This is a genomic window from Streptomyces albidus (ex Kaewkla and Franco 2022) (genome assembly GCF_013870515.1).
GTDB classification, from domain to species: domain Bacteria; phylum Actinomycetota; class Actinomycetes; order Streptomycetales; family Streptomycetaceae; genus Streptomyces; species Streptomyces albidus.
Genome location: NZ_JACBXA010000139.1, coordinates 1 through 15,671, shown reverse-complemented (window position 1 = coordinate 15,671; position 15,671 = coordinate 1). Strand labels below are relative to the sequence as shown.

Below are 15,671 nucleotides of genomic sequence, written 5' to 3'. Positions count from 1 at the left end.
GCGGCCGGGCGCCTCCTGCGCGCACCGGGCTCACCGGCGACAGCGGGCGTCAGCGCGGCCCGGCGCGGCCTCGACGGCCTGCTTCCGGCCTGGCGGGAGGCGCTGGCCGCCGCCCGGGCCGCGGGCGCCGAGGAACGGCTGGGGCCGGTGGCCGACTGGGAGGCGATCGGCCCGTACCGGCTGCTGACCGGGCTGCACGCCGAGGCGGGCGACGATCCGGTGCTGCGGGCGCTGCTACGACCTGCGCACTCCGAACTGGCCCGCACGGCTGAGGTGTTCCTCGACCACGCCGGTCAGGCGGGGCGTACGGCGGCGGCGCTCGGCATCCACCGTCAGACGCTCTACTACCGGCTCTCCCGTATCGAAGCGCTCACGGGCCTCGACCTCGACGAGGGCGACGCGCGTCTCCTTCTCCACATGGCGTTGAAGTCGGCCCGCCTGTAAGGGCGTTGCGGGCGGCCGGGCCCCGCCCACCCGGAGTTCGAGTTGACTTATCAGGGCGGTGGCGGACATGACTCCCTGAGGAGCGAGCGGCGATTCCGAGCTTGCTCCTTCTGCTTTCGGGGCACAGCAGTCCCATTGACGGTGCGGTGACGGGCTGGCACGGTGACGCGGAGCTACCTGTCTGATATCTGACAGGTGCCCGTCGATTGATCCGCAGGAAGCCTCATGTCTCACGACCCCGCTGGGCCGGCCCACGCAGCTGAAGCCGCCGCCGGACAGCCCAAGGGCCCTGTTCCCGAAGAGCAGTTGCTCGCCGGACTCCCACCGGTGCGTGCCGTCCCGGCCGCAGAAGTCGCTGCTCGCGCTCTCGGAGGCCCCAAGCTGGTCGTTCTCGACGACGACCCGACAGGGACTCAGACCGTCGTCGACGTACCGGTCCTCACCTCCTGGACCGTCGACGACCTGCGCTGGGCGCTGCGCCAGGACAGCAGCGCGTTCTTCGTGCTGACCAATACCCGCAGCCTCTCCGCCGAGGCGGCGTCGAAGCGCAACCGCGAGGTCGTCCGCGCCCTGCACGAGGCGTCGGAGGCCGACGGTGCCCACTACGTCCTGGCCAGCCGCAGCGACTCCACCCTTCGTGGGCACTTCCCACTGGAAACGGACGTGCTCGGCGAGGAGTTGGAGGCTGTCGGGGACTGCTCTCCGGACGGTGTGGTGGTCGTGCCCGCGTACATCGAGGCCGGTCGGCTGACTGTCGGCTCCCGGCACTGGATGCGTACCCCGGACGGCCTGTTGCCCGTCGGCGAGGGCGAGTTCGCGCGGGATGCGACCTTCGGATACCGCAGCTCCACGCTTCCCGAGTGGGTCGAGGAGAAGTCCGGCGGCCGGATCCGGGCGGCCGACGTCGTCCGGATCACCCTGGACGACTTGCGAAGGGGCGGCCCCGGACGGGTGATTGACCTCCTCACCGGGGTGCGTGGCGGCAGGGTCGTGGTCGTCGACGCCGTGTGCGACGACGACCTCCGGGTCCTCGCATTGGCGTTGATCCAGGCCGAGGAGCGCGGGACACGCCTCCTCTACCGCGTCGGCCCGTCCTTCGTCCGGGCAAGGGCGGGTCAAGCCGGACGTCCTCCGCTCGACTCCGGCGAACTGCGGGGCCTCCAGGAGCCGGATGCCGGACGCCGTCACACCTCCGCCCCCCATGGCCTGATCGCCGTCGGCTCCCACGTCGGACTCACCACTCGGCAGCTCGACCGTCTCCGTGAGCGCGGAGGCATCTGCGAATTCGAGCTGGACGTACGCGAGTTGCTCGACGACGACCGCTGTGCCGATCACATCGCCGAGGTGGCCCGGGCAGCCGCGGAGGCGCTCATGACGCGTGACACGGTCGTCCGCACCACCCGGACCGTGGTCACCGGAAGCGACGCCGAGGACAGCCTCGCCATCTCCCGCCGTGTCTCTGCCGCGCTGGTCGAGACCGTACGGCTGGTGACCGCAGCCCGCCGTCCCGCCTTCGTCGTGGCCAAGGGCGGCATCACCTCGAGCGACACGGCCACTCACGGCCTGGGCATCCGCCGCGCCTGGGCCCGCGGCACCCTGCTGCCGGGCATCGTGTCGCTCTGGCAGCCCGTCGACGGTCCTGCCGCCGGCATGCCCTACGTCGTCTTCCCCGGAAACGTCGGTACGGACGAAGCTCTTGCCGATGCGGTCGACCTGCTGCGGAGCGCGTGATGCTGCCGTCCGGCGCCGACAACCGGTCTTCGAGACGGACCCCGTCCCTGCAGCGGACAGAGACGCCGCGAACGCGGCTGCACTGTGCGATACGGCGACAACGAGGCAGCTCGCCCGCACATGCTGATCCGGCGTCTCACATCCCTGGCGCGTTCCGGCTCCGTCCGCCAACCACTCCCCCTGCACTCACCCCTGGAGGGCACGCGTGTCTCCCGACACCCTTCCCGGCACCGCTGTCATCGGCCTCGGTGCCATGGGCCTGCCCATGGCCCGCCGGCTTGCGTCCCAACTGCCCGTCACCGTCTACGACATCGACCCGAACCGGCGCGCCCAGGTGGCGTCCGACGGTGCCACCGACGCGGGGTCGGTCGCCGAAGCCGCACGGAACGCGGACATCGTCCTGCTTGCCGTACGTGACCAAGCACAGCTCGACAGCGCTCTGTTCGGGGAGGGCGGAGCCGCGCCGGCAATGCGTCCGGGCGCGGTCGTCGTTCTCACGAGCACCGTCGGACCGGACGTAGCCCGTGCCACCGCCGAACGCCTCGACGAATACGGCGTTCTCACCGTCGACGCACCCGTCAGCGGCGGGCCGGCCAGAGCCGGGAACGGTGACCTGCTCGTCCTCGTCGGCGGCTCCGACGAGGCGCTGGCGTCCGCCCGTCCGGTGCTGGACCTGCTGGCCTCGACTCTCACGGTTGTCGGCCCGCGCGTCGGCGACGGGCAGGCGCTCAAGGCGATCAACCAACTGCTCGCCGGGGTGCACATCGCAGCCGCGGCCGAAGCCGTGGCGCTGGCGCGGGAACTCGGCCTCGACCCCGGGACCGTCATCGAGTCGCTGCGGCACGGTGCCGCGGGATCCTTCATGTTCGGCGACCGAGGACCCCGAATGGTGCAGGCATACGGTGAGGGAGCCGAAGTCCGGTCCCGGCTCGACATCTTCGTCAAGGACATGGGGATCGTCACGGACATCGCCAGGACGGCACACGTCCCCCTCCCCCTCACCTCCGCGGCCCAGCAGCTCTATCTGCTCGGGGAACGAGCGGGCCTCGGCGCCCAGGACGACTCCTCCGTGGTCACCGTGCTCTCGCCCGACGGAGCCTTCCCCGGCGGCCACCCGGGCCGGGCCTCCGAAGGGCACGACGCGAAGTGACCTGCGGCGGCCCGCTGTTGGCCGTACTCGGAGGCCCGACGAGCACGGACGAGGGACGGGGCGGCCGGTGCGCCTTGTCCGAGCACCAGCCCCGTCCCGGGCGCGTGCCGACGGTCAACGGGGTCTGTCAGGTGAGACCGGAGGGGGCGACCGGCTGACGGGCGAGGAAGAAGTCCATGTCGTTCTCTGTCTGCATCAGATGGCCGCGCATCGCTTCACGCGCCTCGTCCGCATCGCCCGCCTCGACGCCGGCCAGGATCCTCGCATGCCATTCGATGGCGTGCTCCCGGATCTCCGGCACCGAGGACGTCTGCGCGCGGACGTCCCGCACGACCGAGGACAACGGCTGGAACAGCGCGTCGAGAAAGACGTTGTCGACGGCTTCGAAGAGGGTCCGGTGGAAAGCCAGGTCTGCTTCGACGAATCGCGGCACGTCGGCATCACGGTCGGCTTCCCGCATGCGATCGATCCAGAGCGCCAGACGTTCGACGTGCTGATCGTCGCGCCTGCCCGCGGCGAGTTCGGCTATCGACACCTCGACCGCACGTCGGGCTTCGAGCAGCCGCCGGGGCAGTTGCAGCGGATCGCCCGACGCCTCACCCCTGGCCTTGAGCAGCCGCGGGTCCAGCGGTGACCAGCGCTCCACGGGGTTGATGACGCTGGAGCGCCCCTGCCGTACATGGATGACGCGGGTCGATGCCAGAGAACGGATGGCCTCGCGCACCGTCAGACGACTCACGCCGAAGCGGTTTGCGAGGTCGGCCTCGCTCGGGAGGGTGTCTCCAGGGGTGAACTCCCCGTCGACGACCGTCCTCAGCAGCGCATCGGCGACTGTGTCGGCCCTGCCCGCGCCCATCGGCTGCGCTCCCTCCCACGACCCGCAGAGATCGCTGCCATCAGCGTACAACTCATCTGACAAGCGCCGTCGTGACGGTCTCCGGCCTTCCCCGCGGCCCATCCGGGGCCCCACAAGGGCGTTGCGGGGCTCGGGATTCGACGCGCCCAGCCTCGAAGGGACGCGTCAGAGCTCCCATTCGGCGTCGAGATAGCCGAGTCTTCTGTTCATGGCGACGGCTCGCGCGTTCGCTGCGTGATGCACGGTCCGGATCCGGTCCACGCCGCAGAGTCCGGCGAAGCCGATGCCGGACGTCTTCATGGCAATGGCGACGCCCTGGCCACGGTAGTCGGCCTTCACACCGCTCATCTCGTTGAAGACGAAGCCGGACGATCGCCGGTCCGAAGTGGCAGCCATTCCGATCCACTCGGCGCCGTCCAGCGCGATCACCACGCCCCGCGGGTCGAAGGAGGGGACGTCGATCCGCTCCTGGAGGTACTCGTCGAAGGCATGGAACTCCCCACGGCCCGGGATGTCGGCGGCGCACTCCTTGTTCAGTTCGTAGAGCAGACGGCGATTGCCGGCGGTGTCTCCCAGGTCGGCCAAGGTGGTCAGCCGCAACCCACGCTGCACGCAACGCTCCACGTACGGCTCGAAGCGCCGAGCATCGAACCTACGGACATCGAGTTCCAGCTTCACCCACTGATCGGCCACGGCTCCGTGCACCCTCCGCTCTCAGACTTCGCCACACATCCGGCTCAACTGCACGGTTCTCGGGAGAGGTTGCCTCACCCCGAACAGGTCAGCGTCTCGGCCAACGTAGCGCTGCCGACGCGAAGCGTCACAGGCCCGACCGTCTCAACGGAGGTCTCGCACCGCGACCTTGCACGGAGCCGCGAGGGGCCTGGTGGTCCCCGTCACGCTCCGCCAGGCCCGGTGGGCTGTCAGAGGCGCGCAGTACGGTCCGGTCATGGCGGCACACATCGATCTGACACTCGACTGCAGGGACGCACAGCTGCTCGCTGCGTTCTGGAAGACGGCGCTGGGCTATGTCGACGAGCCTCCGCCCGCCCCCTTCAAGACCCGCGAGGAGTGGCTCGCACAGTTCGACCTGCCGGACGACCCCGACGACGACGCGGCTTGGCTCTGCGACCCCGCCGGCGTCGGCCCCCGCCTCTCGATACTCACCGTCCCGGAGCCCAAGACGGCGAAGAACCGGCTCCACATCGACATCCGGGTTCCGGGACACGGCACCCCGGCGGAGAGATGGGCGCGCGTAAGGGCGGAATCCGACCGGCTGACGGAGGCGGGCGGGTCCGTCCTGGAGGAGGTCGACGGGCACCACTTCGTCATGGCCGACCCCGAGGGCAACGAGTTCTGCGTCGCCGCGGGCCCGGCGTGACCCCGGCCTCCGTACAGACCCCCGGTCCCGCCTGACGTCAGGCGCCGGTCGCGCCGTCGACGCCCTCGCGGAGGAAGTCGGCGTGACCGTTGTGGCGGGCGTACTCGTGGATCATGTGCAGCATCACCAGACGCAGCGAGACGTCCTCGCCCCAGCGGGCGTTGTGGCCGGTGACGTCGAGCGATTCGGCCTCCGCCTCGATGCGGCGGGCGTGTTCGACCTCGGAGTGCCACGCGTCGAAGGCCTCGGAGCGGGTGGCCCCGCTCGCGTCGTACGCCGCCTGGAAGTCGCCGTCGTCGGACCAGACCAGCGGGACGTCCTCCTTGTTGATCACGCGGCGGAACCAGGTCCGCTCCACCTCCGCCATGTGACGCACCAACCCGAGCAGCGAGAGCGTGGAGGGCGGCATGGACCTGCGGCGCAGTTCCTCGTCGGAGAGTCCTTCGCACTTCCACGCCAGGGTCGCCCGGTGGAAGTCGAGGAAGGCGCGCAGCGTCTCGCGCTCTCCTCCCGTGAGGGGTGGCTCCGGACGTTCGTCGGTCACTTGCCGTTCCTCTCGCGCGGGGCCCGCGCCGGGTTGCCGGGCCCGTGAACCGCGTGTGCCCGGACCGCGGGGCTTCCGAGGTCCGGGCACAGGCGTCGTGTGTACGGGTGGTGGCGCCGTGGCGCCTCCGCTCAGTCCGTGAGGTCCACGCTGCGGGCCGAGGTCGCACCGATCTCGCCCTTGATCTCGGTCAGCACGGGGGCCGGGATGGTGTCGTCCACGGTGAGCGCCACCAGAGCCTCGCCGCCTGCCGTGGCGCGTCCGACCTGCATGCCGGCGATGTTGATGCCCGCCTCGCCGAGGATGCGGCCGACGGTGCCGACCATGCCGGGACGGTCCGCGTAGCGGAAGAAGGCCATGTGCTCGGCCAGCGCCAGGTCCACGTCGTGCTCGCCGACGGCGATGATCTTCTGCTGGTGCTTGGGGCCCGTCAGGGTGCCGGAGACCGAGACCTCCTCGCCGCTGCTGAGCGTGCCTCGCACGGTCACCACGTTGCGGTGCTCCGCCGACTCGCTCGACGTGGTGAGCCTGACCTCGACGCCGCGCTCCTGCGCGAACAGGGGGGCGTTGACGTAGCTGACCGTCTCGTCGACGACGTCCTCGAAGACGCCCTTGAGGGCGGAGAGTTCGAGCACCTTCACGTCGTGCTGCGTGATCTCGCCGTAGACCTCGACGTCCAGGCGGACGGCGACCTCGCCGGCCAGCGCCGTGAAGATCCGGCCCAGGGCCTCGGCCAGAGGCAGCGCGGGACGCACGTCCTCGGCGATGACGCCGCCCTGGACGTTGACCGCGTCCGGAACGAGCTCGCCCGCCAGAGCGAGGCGCACCGACTTGGCGACCGCGATGCCCGCCTTCTCCTGCGCCTCACCGGTGGAGGCGCCGAGGTGCGGTGTGCACACGACCTGGTCGAAGTCGAAGAGGGGCGAGTCCGTGCAGGGCTCGCTCGCGTACACGTCCAGGCCGGCACCGGCGACCCGGCCCTCCTTGAGGGCGGAGGCGAGCGCGGCCTCGTCGACGATGCCGCCGCGGGCGGCGTTGATGACGCGGACACTGGGCTTGACCTTGTGGAGCGCGTCGTCCCCGATGAGGCCGAGCGTCTCCGGCGTCTTGGGGAGGTGGACGGTGATGAAGTCCGAGGCTTCCAGCAGCTCGTCCAGGGAGAGCAGCTTCACACCCATCTGTGCGGCACGGGCGGGCTGGACGAACGGGTCGTAGGCGACGACCTTCATGCCGAAGGCGGACATCCGCTGCGCGACCAGTACGCCGATGCGGCCGAGGCCGACGACGCCGAGCGTCTTCTCGCTGAGCTCGACGCCGGTGTACTTGCTGCGCTTCCACTCGCCGTTCTTCAGGGCGGTGTTGGCCTGCGGGATGTTGCGCGCCGAGGCGATCAGCAGGCCGCACGCCAGCTCGGCGGCGGTGACGATGTTGGAGGTGGGAGCGTTGACCACCATGACGCCGGCCTTGGTGGCGGCCGGCACGTCGACGTTGTCGAGCCCCACGCCGGCGCGGGCGACCACCTTGAGCTTGCGGGCGGCTGCGATGGCCTCGGCGTCGACCTTGGTGGCCGAACGCACGAGGACGGCGTCGACGTCGGCGATGGCGGTGAGGAGTTCGCCTCGGTCGGCGCCGTTGCAGCTACGGATCTCGAAGTCGGGTCCGAGGGCGTCGACGGTGGCAGGCGAAAGCTCTTCGGCGATCAGTACTACGGGCTTGCTCACGTGGTCTCCAGTCTGGCGGATCATCCTCGCCGCGGGCAGGCGGCCAGGAACAACGGCCGAGTCCCGACGGCCGTAGACGGTGGAGGGGGTCATCCCCGCGGGCGCAGGGCAGACGCACGACGCTGTGAGCCTGTGGCGCGCTTGGCTTGTCCGTGCAGTGTATCCAGGGACACAAGGTGCGGGCTGCCCCTCCCTGCAATCGACCGGTCACGCACAGCGGCTGCCCCCAGCAGGGGCATGTGCCTGCATCCGGGGCGGTCCGTCCGTCAGGGCGTACGGGCCGTAACCGGCTCGACGGGCCCGGCGGAAGGGTGCGCAGCGGTCGTTCGGGCCGCTCAACCCGGTACGTGCACGGTCGTCTCTCCCCTCACGTCGCGGCTGGAGCGTGCGACGAGCACGCGGTACTCACCGGGCGGAGCCACCCAGGAGCCGGTCTCTTCGTCCCATACCTGGAAGGCCCGGGGCACGAGTTCGACGGCCGCTCCGGCCTCCTCGCCCGCCGCCGCCTCGACGACGGTGAAACCGGCGAGCCAGCGCAGCGGCCGCTCCGGTCCTCCCTCGGGGGCCTCCAGATAGACCTGCACCACTTCGCGGGAGGGGCGTGTCCCGGTGTTCTCCACAGGGACCGTCACCTCCAGCGGCGCCCCTTCGCGCCAGGTGCCGGCTGCGGGCTCGCCGTACGACCAGTCCGCGTAGCCCAGTCCGTAGCCGAACTCGCGGGCGGGTGTGCGTCCGAGGCGGTCCCAGCCCCGGTGGCCCACATCGAGGCCGTCGACGTAGTCGATCACTCCCTCGCGGGGGACGGCGTCGGGCACGGGCACATCGGTGGCGGCAGCGGGCAGCGTCCACGGCAGCCGCCCGGACGGCTCGCACGCGCCGGTCAGCACGTCCGCGAGCGAACCGCCCGCCTCCTGCCCCGGGAGCCACCACCAGAGCGTCGCGGGAACATCGTCCAGCCACGGGGAGAGCACCGGGGCGCCCGCGTTCACCACGACGACGGTGCGGGGGTTGGCCTCCGCCACGCGCCGCACCAACTCGTACTGGCGGCCCGGAAGTTCGAGGTCGCTGCGGTCCCAGCCCTCGGACTCGGTCTCGGGGTTCGTGCCGACCACGACGACTGCCACCTCGGCCTCGCGCGCCGCGTCGACCGCCTCCGCGATCTCCGCGTCGGTGCCGGGACCGGGCGGTAGGTGGCGCAGTTCGACTCGGGCGAACCGTCCGAACGATCCGGCGTCGACGACCTGCGCGGTGGCCGACACCTTCAGCTCCAGGCCGGACTCCCGTACGGCGAAGCTCCGCACGTGGCCGCGCGGATGGCTGGCCGAGGAGTCGAGCAGGGCCTCCTCGGCGACATGGTGGGTGCTCTCGCTGAGCAGCGCCCCGTCGATCTCGGTCCGGTGTGCCCCTACGGGCGCCACCTCCAGGACGTGCTCGCCGGGTTCGTCCAGCCGGACCCCTGCCTCGACCCGTACGGACGCGGCGTCGGCGGGCAGGCCGCGCACGGAACCGTCCCAGGGAGCGGGGAGGGCACGGGTCTCCAACTGGCGCCCCTCGGCGTCGAGAAGGGTGACGGTCACCTGACCTCCGTCGAGCACACCGGGCTCCATGAACGGGGCGTGGCGCAGCGTGCGGCCGCCGCGGTGGGCGGTGATCGCGGCTGACGGGAACGCCTCACCAAGGGCGTCGAGCGGCAGGCTCAGATGGGGCGGTGTGACGTGCGCGCTGCCGCCGCCCTGCACGAAGGGGTCGAGTGCGTTGGCCCCGATCAGGGCGATGCGTGACGTCCCGGGCGACAGCGGCAGCAGCCCGCCCTCGTTGCGCAGCACGACCGTGGCCCGGGCCGCCGCCGTGCGCAACAGGGCCCGGGTGGCGGCCTGATGGCCGGAGGCTGCCTCGCCGGGCCGTTCGCCGCTCGCCTGCGCCGGGTCCGTCAGCGCGCCGACGCGGGACGCGAGGCGCAGGATGCGGCGCACCTTGTCGTCGACGTCCTCCTGGGGCACCTCACCGGAGTCGACGGCTGCGGTGAGGGCCTCGCCCCAGGGGCCGCGGGGGCCGGGCATCACCAGGTCGAGCCCGTTGCGGGCCGCTGCCACCGTGCTCTTCGTGGCGAACCAGTCGCTGACGACGACGCCGTCGAAGTCCCATTCGTCCTTGAGCAGTTCGCGCAGCAGCCGCCGGTGCTCGGTGGCGGGTGCCTCCTCGACGCCGTCGTCGAGGCCGTTGTAGGCGGCCATCAGCATCCAGACCCCGGCGTCCTCGACGACACGCTCGAACGGGGCCAGGTAGACCTCGCGCAGGACACGGGCCGACAACCGCGAGCGGTAGACGGTGCGATCGGTCTCGGAGTCGTTGGCGACGAAGTGCTTGATGCACGCCCCGACTCCCTCCCGCTGGACGGCGGACACGTACGCGACGGCCATCCGGCCGCTGAGGAGCGGGTCCTCCGAGAAGCACTCGAAGTGGCGTCCGGCGAGCGGGGTGCGCTGGAGGTTGACCACGGGGGCCAGCACGACGTCCGCGTTCTTCGCTCTCGCCTCGGCGGCCACGAGAGTGCCCAGCTCCTCCGCAAGGCCCTCGTCCCAGGTCGCGGCGAGGGCCGACGGCGCGGGAAGCTGCGCCGACGTGGTGGGCGCACGGCTCGTTCCGCGTACGCCGATCGGGCCGTCGGAGAGGGTCAGGGTGCGCAGGCCGACCGCGGGGAGCGGGAACAGCGTCCAGGTGGTCTCCCCGGTGAGCACGCGTACGCGCTCCTGCGGGGTCAGCTCTGCGACCAGAGCCTTGAGTTGTTCCTCGGTGGGCTCGTCGGAGGTGGCTCGGCGCGCGACGGTCATGGACTGCTCCCGGGGCATCGTTGCGGCCTGACCGGCACAGCCTAGTAACTTACTTACAAGAAAGTAAGTGTTGGTCGCATCTGCTCAACCACCCGACGGAGCCGGTGTTCTACTTGGTGGGCGCGCCGCCGGGCGTCGCGCGCAGGGAGGACGGCGCACCATGGCGGACGAGGCGGAGGGCCCCGGAAGAACTGCCGGGCAGCACGCCACTCCCCGCAGCGCGAGGACGGCGCAGCGGCGCCGTGCGGTGCTGGAAGCAGGGCTCGCCGTCTTCAGCGAACGCGGCTTCCACAAGGCCTCGTTGTCGGAGATCGCCGACCGTGCGGGAATGACGCACGCCGGGGTGCTGCACCACTTCGGCTCGAAGGAGCAGCTCCTCATCGACGTCCTCCGCTTCCGCGACGGCAGCGGTGTCGACGGCGACGCCGGCACGCGCCCGCTGCCGGAGGGCGAGGCCTTGCTGAACCACCTCGTGGAGACGGTCGGTGAGAACACGGCCCGTCCAGGCGTGGTGCAGGCGTTCACGGTGCTCGCCGCCGAGTCGGTGCTCGAGGCGCACCCGGCCCAGGACTACTTCCGCGACCGTGCGGCCGGGCTGCGCGACGTCCTGGCTGCCGCGCTCGCCGAGAGCACCGGCCGAGACGCAGGGGAACCGGAGGTACGGGACGCGGCGGCCCTCGTGATCGCGGGGATGGACGGACTGCAGATCCAGTGGCTCCTCGACCCGGAGGAGGTCGCCATGCCGCGAGCGACCCGGTTGATGCTGGAGGCGCTGACGCAACGGCTGGCGCAGAACGGGCCGCCCGGCACGACCGGCTGAAACACGACCGCCCCGCACCCCCGCCGGGAAGGCGGAAGCGCGGGGCGCTCGTGTTCAGACCGTCGTGCGACAGCGCGCGACACCGGACGGCGGCCGGTACGGGGTGGCGTGGCGCAGGCTCACGCAACCATGCGCACCGCGGCACGCCCCCGGCTCACGCCGGCGACGGTCACTTGTCCTCGTCGACCCAGCTCATCAGCTTCCGCAGCTTCTGGCCCGTGTTCGCCAGGAGGCTGTCCTCGTCGGCCTTCTTGTACTCCTTGTACTTCGGCAGACCCGCCTCGTACTCGGCCATCCACGTGTTGGCGAAGCTGCCGTCCTGGATCTCGTCGAGCAGCTTGCGCATCTCCACCTTGGTCTGGTCGTTGATGACGCGCGGGCCGCTGACGTAGTCGCCCCACTCGGCGGTCTCGGAGACCGACCAGCGCATCTTCTCCAGACCGCCCTCGTACATGAGGTCCACGATCAGCTTCAGCTCGTGGAGGCACTCGAAGTAGGCGATCTCCGGCTGGTAGCCCGCCTCGACGAGCGTCTCGAAGCCGGCCTTGACCAGGGCGGAGGTGCCGCCGCACAGCACGGCCTGCTCACCGAAGAGGTCCGTCTCGGCCTCCTCGGTGAAGGTGGTCTTGATGACGCCGGCACGCGTGCCGCCGATGCCCTTGGCGTAGGAGAGCGTCAGCTCGAACGCGCTGCCGCTGGCGTCCTGCTCGACGGCGGCGATGCAGGGAACGCCACGGCCCTCTTCGTACTGGCGGCGCACCAGGTGGCCCGGCCCCTTGGGGGCGACCATGCAGACGTCGATGTTGGCCGGGGGCTTGATGAAGCCGTAGCGGATGTTGAGTCCGTGCCCGAAGAAGAGCGCGTCGCCGTCCTTGAGGTTCGGGGCGACGGACTCCTCGTAGACCTTGGCCTGGATCGGGTCCGGGACCAGGACCATGATCACGTCGGCTTCCTTGGAAGCCTCCGCGGGTGTGGTCACCTTCAGGCCCTGCTCCTCGGCCTTGGCACGGGACTTGGAGCCCTCGTGCAGGCCCACTCGCACGTCGACGCCCGAGTCGCGCAGGGACAGCGCGTGGGCGTGGCCCTGGCTGCCGAAGCCGAGAACCGCCACCTTGCGGCCCTGGATGATGGACAGGTCGGCGTCGTTGTCGTAGAACAGCTCGGCCACTTGGGAAATCTCCTCGTTCAGGGGTCCGGGGGTGCTCCCCGGGTGGTTCAGAAGGGGTGCCCTGCCCAACCTATGCGGCCGGGCGGGGCGGGGAATGCGGGGACGCCGGGCGGGCCCTAGGCGGACCTGTCGAGCGCGCGCAGGCTCCGGTCTGTGATGGAGCGCGCGCCGCGCCCTACGGCGATGGTCCCCGACTGCACCAGCTCCTTGATGCCGTACGGCTCCAGCATCTTGAGCATGGCGTCGAGCTTGTCACTGCCGCCGGTGGCCTCGATGGTGACGGCCTCCGGCGAGACATCCACGGTCTTGGCGCGGAAGAGGGACACGATCTCGACGATCTGGGAACGCGTCTCGTTGTCGGCCCGCACCTTCACCAGGACGAGTTCACGCTGTACGGCCGAAGCCGGGTCCAGCTCAACGATCTTGAGGACGTTCACCAGCTTGTTCAGCTGCTTGGTGACCTGCTCCAGCGGCAGGTCCTCCACGTTCACCACGATGGTGATGCGGGAGATCTCGGGGTGCTCGGTCACGCCGACGGCGAGCGAGTCGATGTTGAAGCCGCGACGGGAGAACAGCGAGGCGATCCTGGCCAGGATGCCGGGTGTGTTCTCCACCAGGACGGAGAGCGTGTGCTTGGACATCTGTCGTTCCTTCTCCCGGGACCCGGGCTGAGTGGTCGCTAGTCGTCGCTGTCGCCGAAGTCGGGGCGGACGCCGCGCGCCGCCATGACCTCGTCGTTGGAGGTGCCTGCCGCGACCATCGGCCAGACCATCGCGTCCTCGTGGACGATGAAGTCGATGACCACGGGACGGTCGTTGATGGCGTTGGCCTTCTCGATCACCGAGTCCAGCTCGTCGGGGTCCTCGCAGCGGATGCCGACGCAGCCCATCGCCTCTGCCAGCTTCACGAAGTCGGGGCAGCGGGTGCCCTTGTTCGGCTCCTTGACGTCGCCGTCGGGGCCGATGTGCAGCTTGGTGTTGGAGTAGCGCTGGTTGTAGAAGAGGGTCTGCCACTGGCGGACCATGCCGAGCGCGCCGTTGTTGATGATCGCGACCTTGATCGGCACGCCGTTCAGTGAGGCGGTCGCCAGCTCCTGGTTGGTCATCTGGAAGCAGCCGTCGCCGTCGATGGCCCAGACCGTGCTCTCGGGCCGTCCGACCTTGGCGCCCAGCGCCGCGGGGACGGCGTAGCCCATCGTGCCCAGGCCGCCGGAGTTGAGCCACGTCGCGGGGCGCTCGTAGTCGATGAAGTGCGCGGCCCACATCTGGTGCTGGCCCACGCCCGCCGCGTAGACGGTGTCGGCCGGTGCCAGTTGCCCGATGCGCTGGATGACCTGCTGCGGCGAGAGCGAACCGTCCTCGGGCAGGTCGTACCCGAGCGGGTACGTCTCGCGCCAGCGGTTCAACTGCAGCCACCAGTCCGGGTATCCGGCGCGCGCCGCTTCGGTGCTGCCGGACGGGGCGCCGGTCGTCGCAGTGTCGGCGGTCCCCAGCTCGGCCTGCACGGCCACGACGAGGTCGGCGATGACCTCACGCGCGTCACCGACGATGGGGACGTCCGCGGCCCGGTTCTTGCCGATCTCGGCCGGGTCGATGTCGGCGTGCACGATCTTCGCCATCGGCGCGAACGAGTCCAGCTTGCCGGTCACCCGGTCGTCGAAGCGGGCTCCGAGGGCGACGATCAGGTCGGCCTTCTGCAGCGAGGTGACGGCTGCGACGGTGCCGTGCATGCCGGGCATGCCCAGGTGCTGCGGGTGGGTGTCGGGGAAGGCGCCGATGCCCATGAGCGTCGTGGTCACCGGTGCCTTGGTCAGCTCGGCGAGCACCTTCAGCTCCGCGGTGGCCTGCGCCTTGAGGACGCCTCCGCCGACGTAGAGCACGGGACGGCGGGCCTCGGAGATCAGCTTGGCGGCTTCACGGATCTGCTTGGCGTGCGGCTTCGTCACCGGACGGTAGCCGGGCAGGTCCGTGACGGGCGGCCAGCTGAAGGTCGTACGCCCCTGCAGCGCGTCCTTGGCGATGTCCACCAGAACCGGGCCGGGGCGGCCCGTGGAGGCGATGTGGAAGGCCTCGGCGATGGTCCGGGGGATCTCGTTCGGGTCCGTGACCAGGAAGTTGTGCTTCGTGACGGGCATCGAGATCCCGCAGATGTCGGCTTCCTGGAAGGCGTCGGTGCCGATCGAGCCGGAAGCGACCTGGCCGGTGATCGCGACGAGCGGCACGGAGTCCATGTGCGCGTCGGCGAGCGGGGTCACGAGGTTGGTGGCGCCGGGGCCGGAGGTCGCCATGCAGACGCCGACCCGGCCGGTGGCCTGCGCGTACCCGGTGGCCGCGTGCCCGGCGCCCTGCTCGTGCCGCACCAGCACGTGGCGGACGCGGGCGGAGTCCATCATCGGGTCGTAGGCCGGGAGGATCGCACCGCCGGGAATGCCGAATACGGTGTCGGCGCCGGCCTCCTCGAGAGAACGGATGAGGGATTGCGCGCCCGTCATCTCGACAGGCGCGGCCTGCTGCTGTCCGGAGGTACGGGCCCGCGGCTGAGGTTTCGGGGCCCCGGTGGCCTGCTCGGTCATCGATGATCTCTTCTCGGAGATTGAGGGTTGGAGCTCGTTTTGTGCGGTTGGTGCTGTGTGCGGGAGCTTGCGCTCCGGTGCTTGTGCAACAAAAAACCCCTCGTGCCGTGAGGCAAGCGAGGGGAGCGCGTCGCTGAGGTCGCCAGGTCTGTGAAAGTGGACCCGGTCAGGCGACGCGCTTTCCAAGTACGAGAATTCGGGTGCGCATGGCACAGACCTTCCCCCCAGCGCACTTTCCGTGTCAAGTGGGTGGGACGCGCGTCTCAGCATGCGAGCAGGGAGGCGACGGCTGGGCAGACGGTGCGGCCTGCTCCGCCTCCTCGCGGACCTCACCGGAGACCACCCACGGGGGCATGGCCTCACGGCGCTCCTGCATCCGTACGGGCAGGGCTCCCGCGACCACGACCGAGCGGCCGCTCCTCCGCTGCTCCTCGATGGCCCGACCCGTACCGG

14 protein-coding genes are annotated in these 15,671 nt (G+C 70.6%); 5 read left to right on the top strand and 9 right to left on the bottom strand.

The genetic code is table 11. From position 1 onward, the window contains the following. The 3 genes from H5J26_RS19575 to H5J26_RS32300 form a co-directional block, all read left to right on the top strand. Window positions 1-444: PucR family transcriptional regulator (locus tag H5J26_RS19575; RefSeq protein ID WP_181767204.1), on the top strand; the 444-nt coding region annotated here is incomplete at its 5' end. A gap of 225 nt (window positions 445-669) precedes the next feature. Then, window positions 670-2,175 carry a four-carbon acid sugar kinase family protein gene (locus H5J26_RS19570; RefSeq protein ID WP_181767203.1) on the top strand — a complete coding sequence of 502 codons (1,506 nt, stop codon included), beginning with the start codon at window positions 670-672 and terminating at the stop codon, window positions 2,173-2,175. Between the two features lie 205 nt (window positions 2,176-2,380). Further along, a complete protein-coding gene (locus tag H5J26_RS32300) occupies window positions 2,381-3,325 on the top strand; it encodes an NAD(P)-dependent oxidoreductase (RefSeq protein WP_309237982.1) in 945 nt (314 codons plus the stop codon). Between the two features lie 127 nt (window positions 3,326-3,452). On the opposite strand, the gene H5J26_RS19560 is transcribed toward H5J26_RS32300, so the two are convergent. Together H5J26_RS19560 and H5J26_RS19555 are read right to left on the bottom strand one after the other, a co-directional pair. Then, a complete protein-coding gene (locus H5J26_RS19560) occupies window positions 3,453-4,181 on the bottom strand; it encodes a FadR/GntR family transcriptional regulator (protein ID WP_181767202.1) in 729 nt (242 codons plus the stop codon). A gap of 165 nt (window positions 4,182-4,346) precedes the next feature. Further along, window positions 4,347-4,874, bottom strand: coding sequence for a GNAT family N-acetyltransferase (locus H5J26_RS19555; RefSeq protein WP_181767201.1), 528 nt, complete (start codon window positions 4,872-4,874; stop codon window positions 4,347-4,349). Between the two features lie 256 nt (window positions 4,875-5,130). Between H5J26_RS19555 and H5J26_RS19550 the strand changes: the two genes are divergently transcribed. Beyond that, window positions 5,131-5,562 (top strand): VOC family protein, encoded by a 432-nt coding sequence (locus tag H5J26_RS19550; protein WP_181767200.1) that lies wholly within the window; start codon window positions 5,131-5,133, stop codon window positions 5,560-5,562. A 37-nt stretch (window positions 5,563-5,599) separates the two neighbouring features. Here the strand turns inward: H5J26_RS19550 and H5J26_RS19545 are convergent, their stop codons facing one another. The 3 genes from H5J26_RS19545 to H5J26_RS19535 all read right to left on the bottom strand — a co-directional run bounded on the left by H5J26_RS19545 (window position 5,600) and on the right by H5J26_RS19535 (window position 10,658). Next, window positions 5,600-6,106, bottom strand: coding sequence for a DinB family protein (locus tag H5J26_RS19545; protein ID WP_181767199.1), 507 nt, complete (start codon window positions 6,104-6,106; stop codon window positions 5,600-5,602). A gap of 131 nt (window positions 6,107-6,237) precedes the next feature. Further along, a complete protein-coding gene (gene serA / locus H5J26_RS19540) occupies window positions 6,238-7,851 on the bottom strand; it encodes a phosphoglycerate dehydrogenase (protein ID WP_181767205.1) in 1,614 nt (537 codons plus the stop codon). Window positions 7,852-8,162: 311 nt separating this feature from the next. Then, on the bottom strand, window positions 8,163-10,658 hold the full coding sequence (locus H5J26_RS19535) for a beta-glucosidase family protein (protein WP_181767198.1): 2,496 nt from the start codon (window positions 10,656-10,658) through the stop codon (window positions 8,163-8,165). A gap of 160 nt (window positions 10,659-10,818) precedes the next feature. Here H5J26_RS19535 and H5J26_RS19530 point away from each other — a divergent pair, with 160 nt between their 5' ends. Then, window positions 10,819-11,478: a TetR/AcrR family transcriptional regulator gene (locus tag H5J26_RS19530; protein WP_181767197.1), complete on the top strand. Its 660-nt coding sequence runs from the start codon at window positions 10,819-10,821 to the stop codon at window positions 11,476-11,478. A 169-nt stretch (window positions 11,479-11,647) separates the two neighbouring features. On the opposite strand, the gene ilvC is transcribed toward H5J26_RS19530, so the two are convergent. The 4 genes from ilvC to H5J26_RS31050 all read right to left on the bottom strand — a co-directional run. Then, complete coding sequence (ilvC, locus tag H5J26_RS19525) at window positions 11,648-12,646, bottom strand: ketol-acid reductoisomerase (protein ID WP_181767196.1); 999 nt, start codon at window positions 12,644-12,646, stop codon at window positions 11,648-11,650. A 116-nt stretch (window positions 12,647-12,762) separates the two neighbouring features. Next, window positions 12,763-13,287, bottom strand: coding sequence for an acetolactate synthase small subunit (ilvN, locus tag H5J26_RS19520; protein WP_181767195.1), 525 nt, complete (start codon window positions 13,285-13,287; stop codon window positions 12,763-12,765). A gap of 38 nt (window positions 13,288-13,325) precedes the next feature. Then, window positions 13,326-15,218, bottom strand: a complete 1,893-nt coding sequence (locus H5J26_RS19515) for an acetolactate synthase large subunit (RefSeq protein ID WP_181767194.1) — start codon at window positions 15,216-15,218, stop codon at window positions 13,326-13,328. Between the two features lie 241 nt (window positions 15,219-15,459). Continuing rightward, the coding region (locus tag H5J26_RS31050; protein WP_210771531.1) for a hypothetical protein at window positions 15,460-15,671 on the bottom strand (212 nt) is incomplete at its 5' end.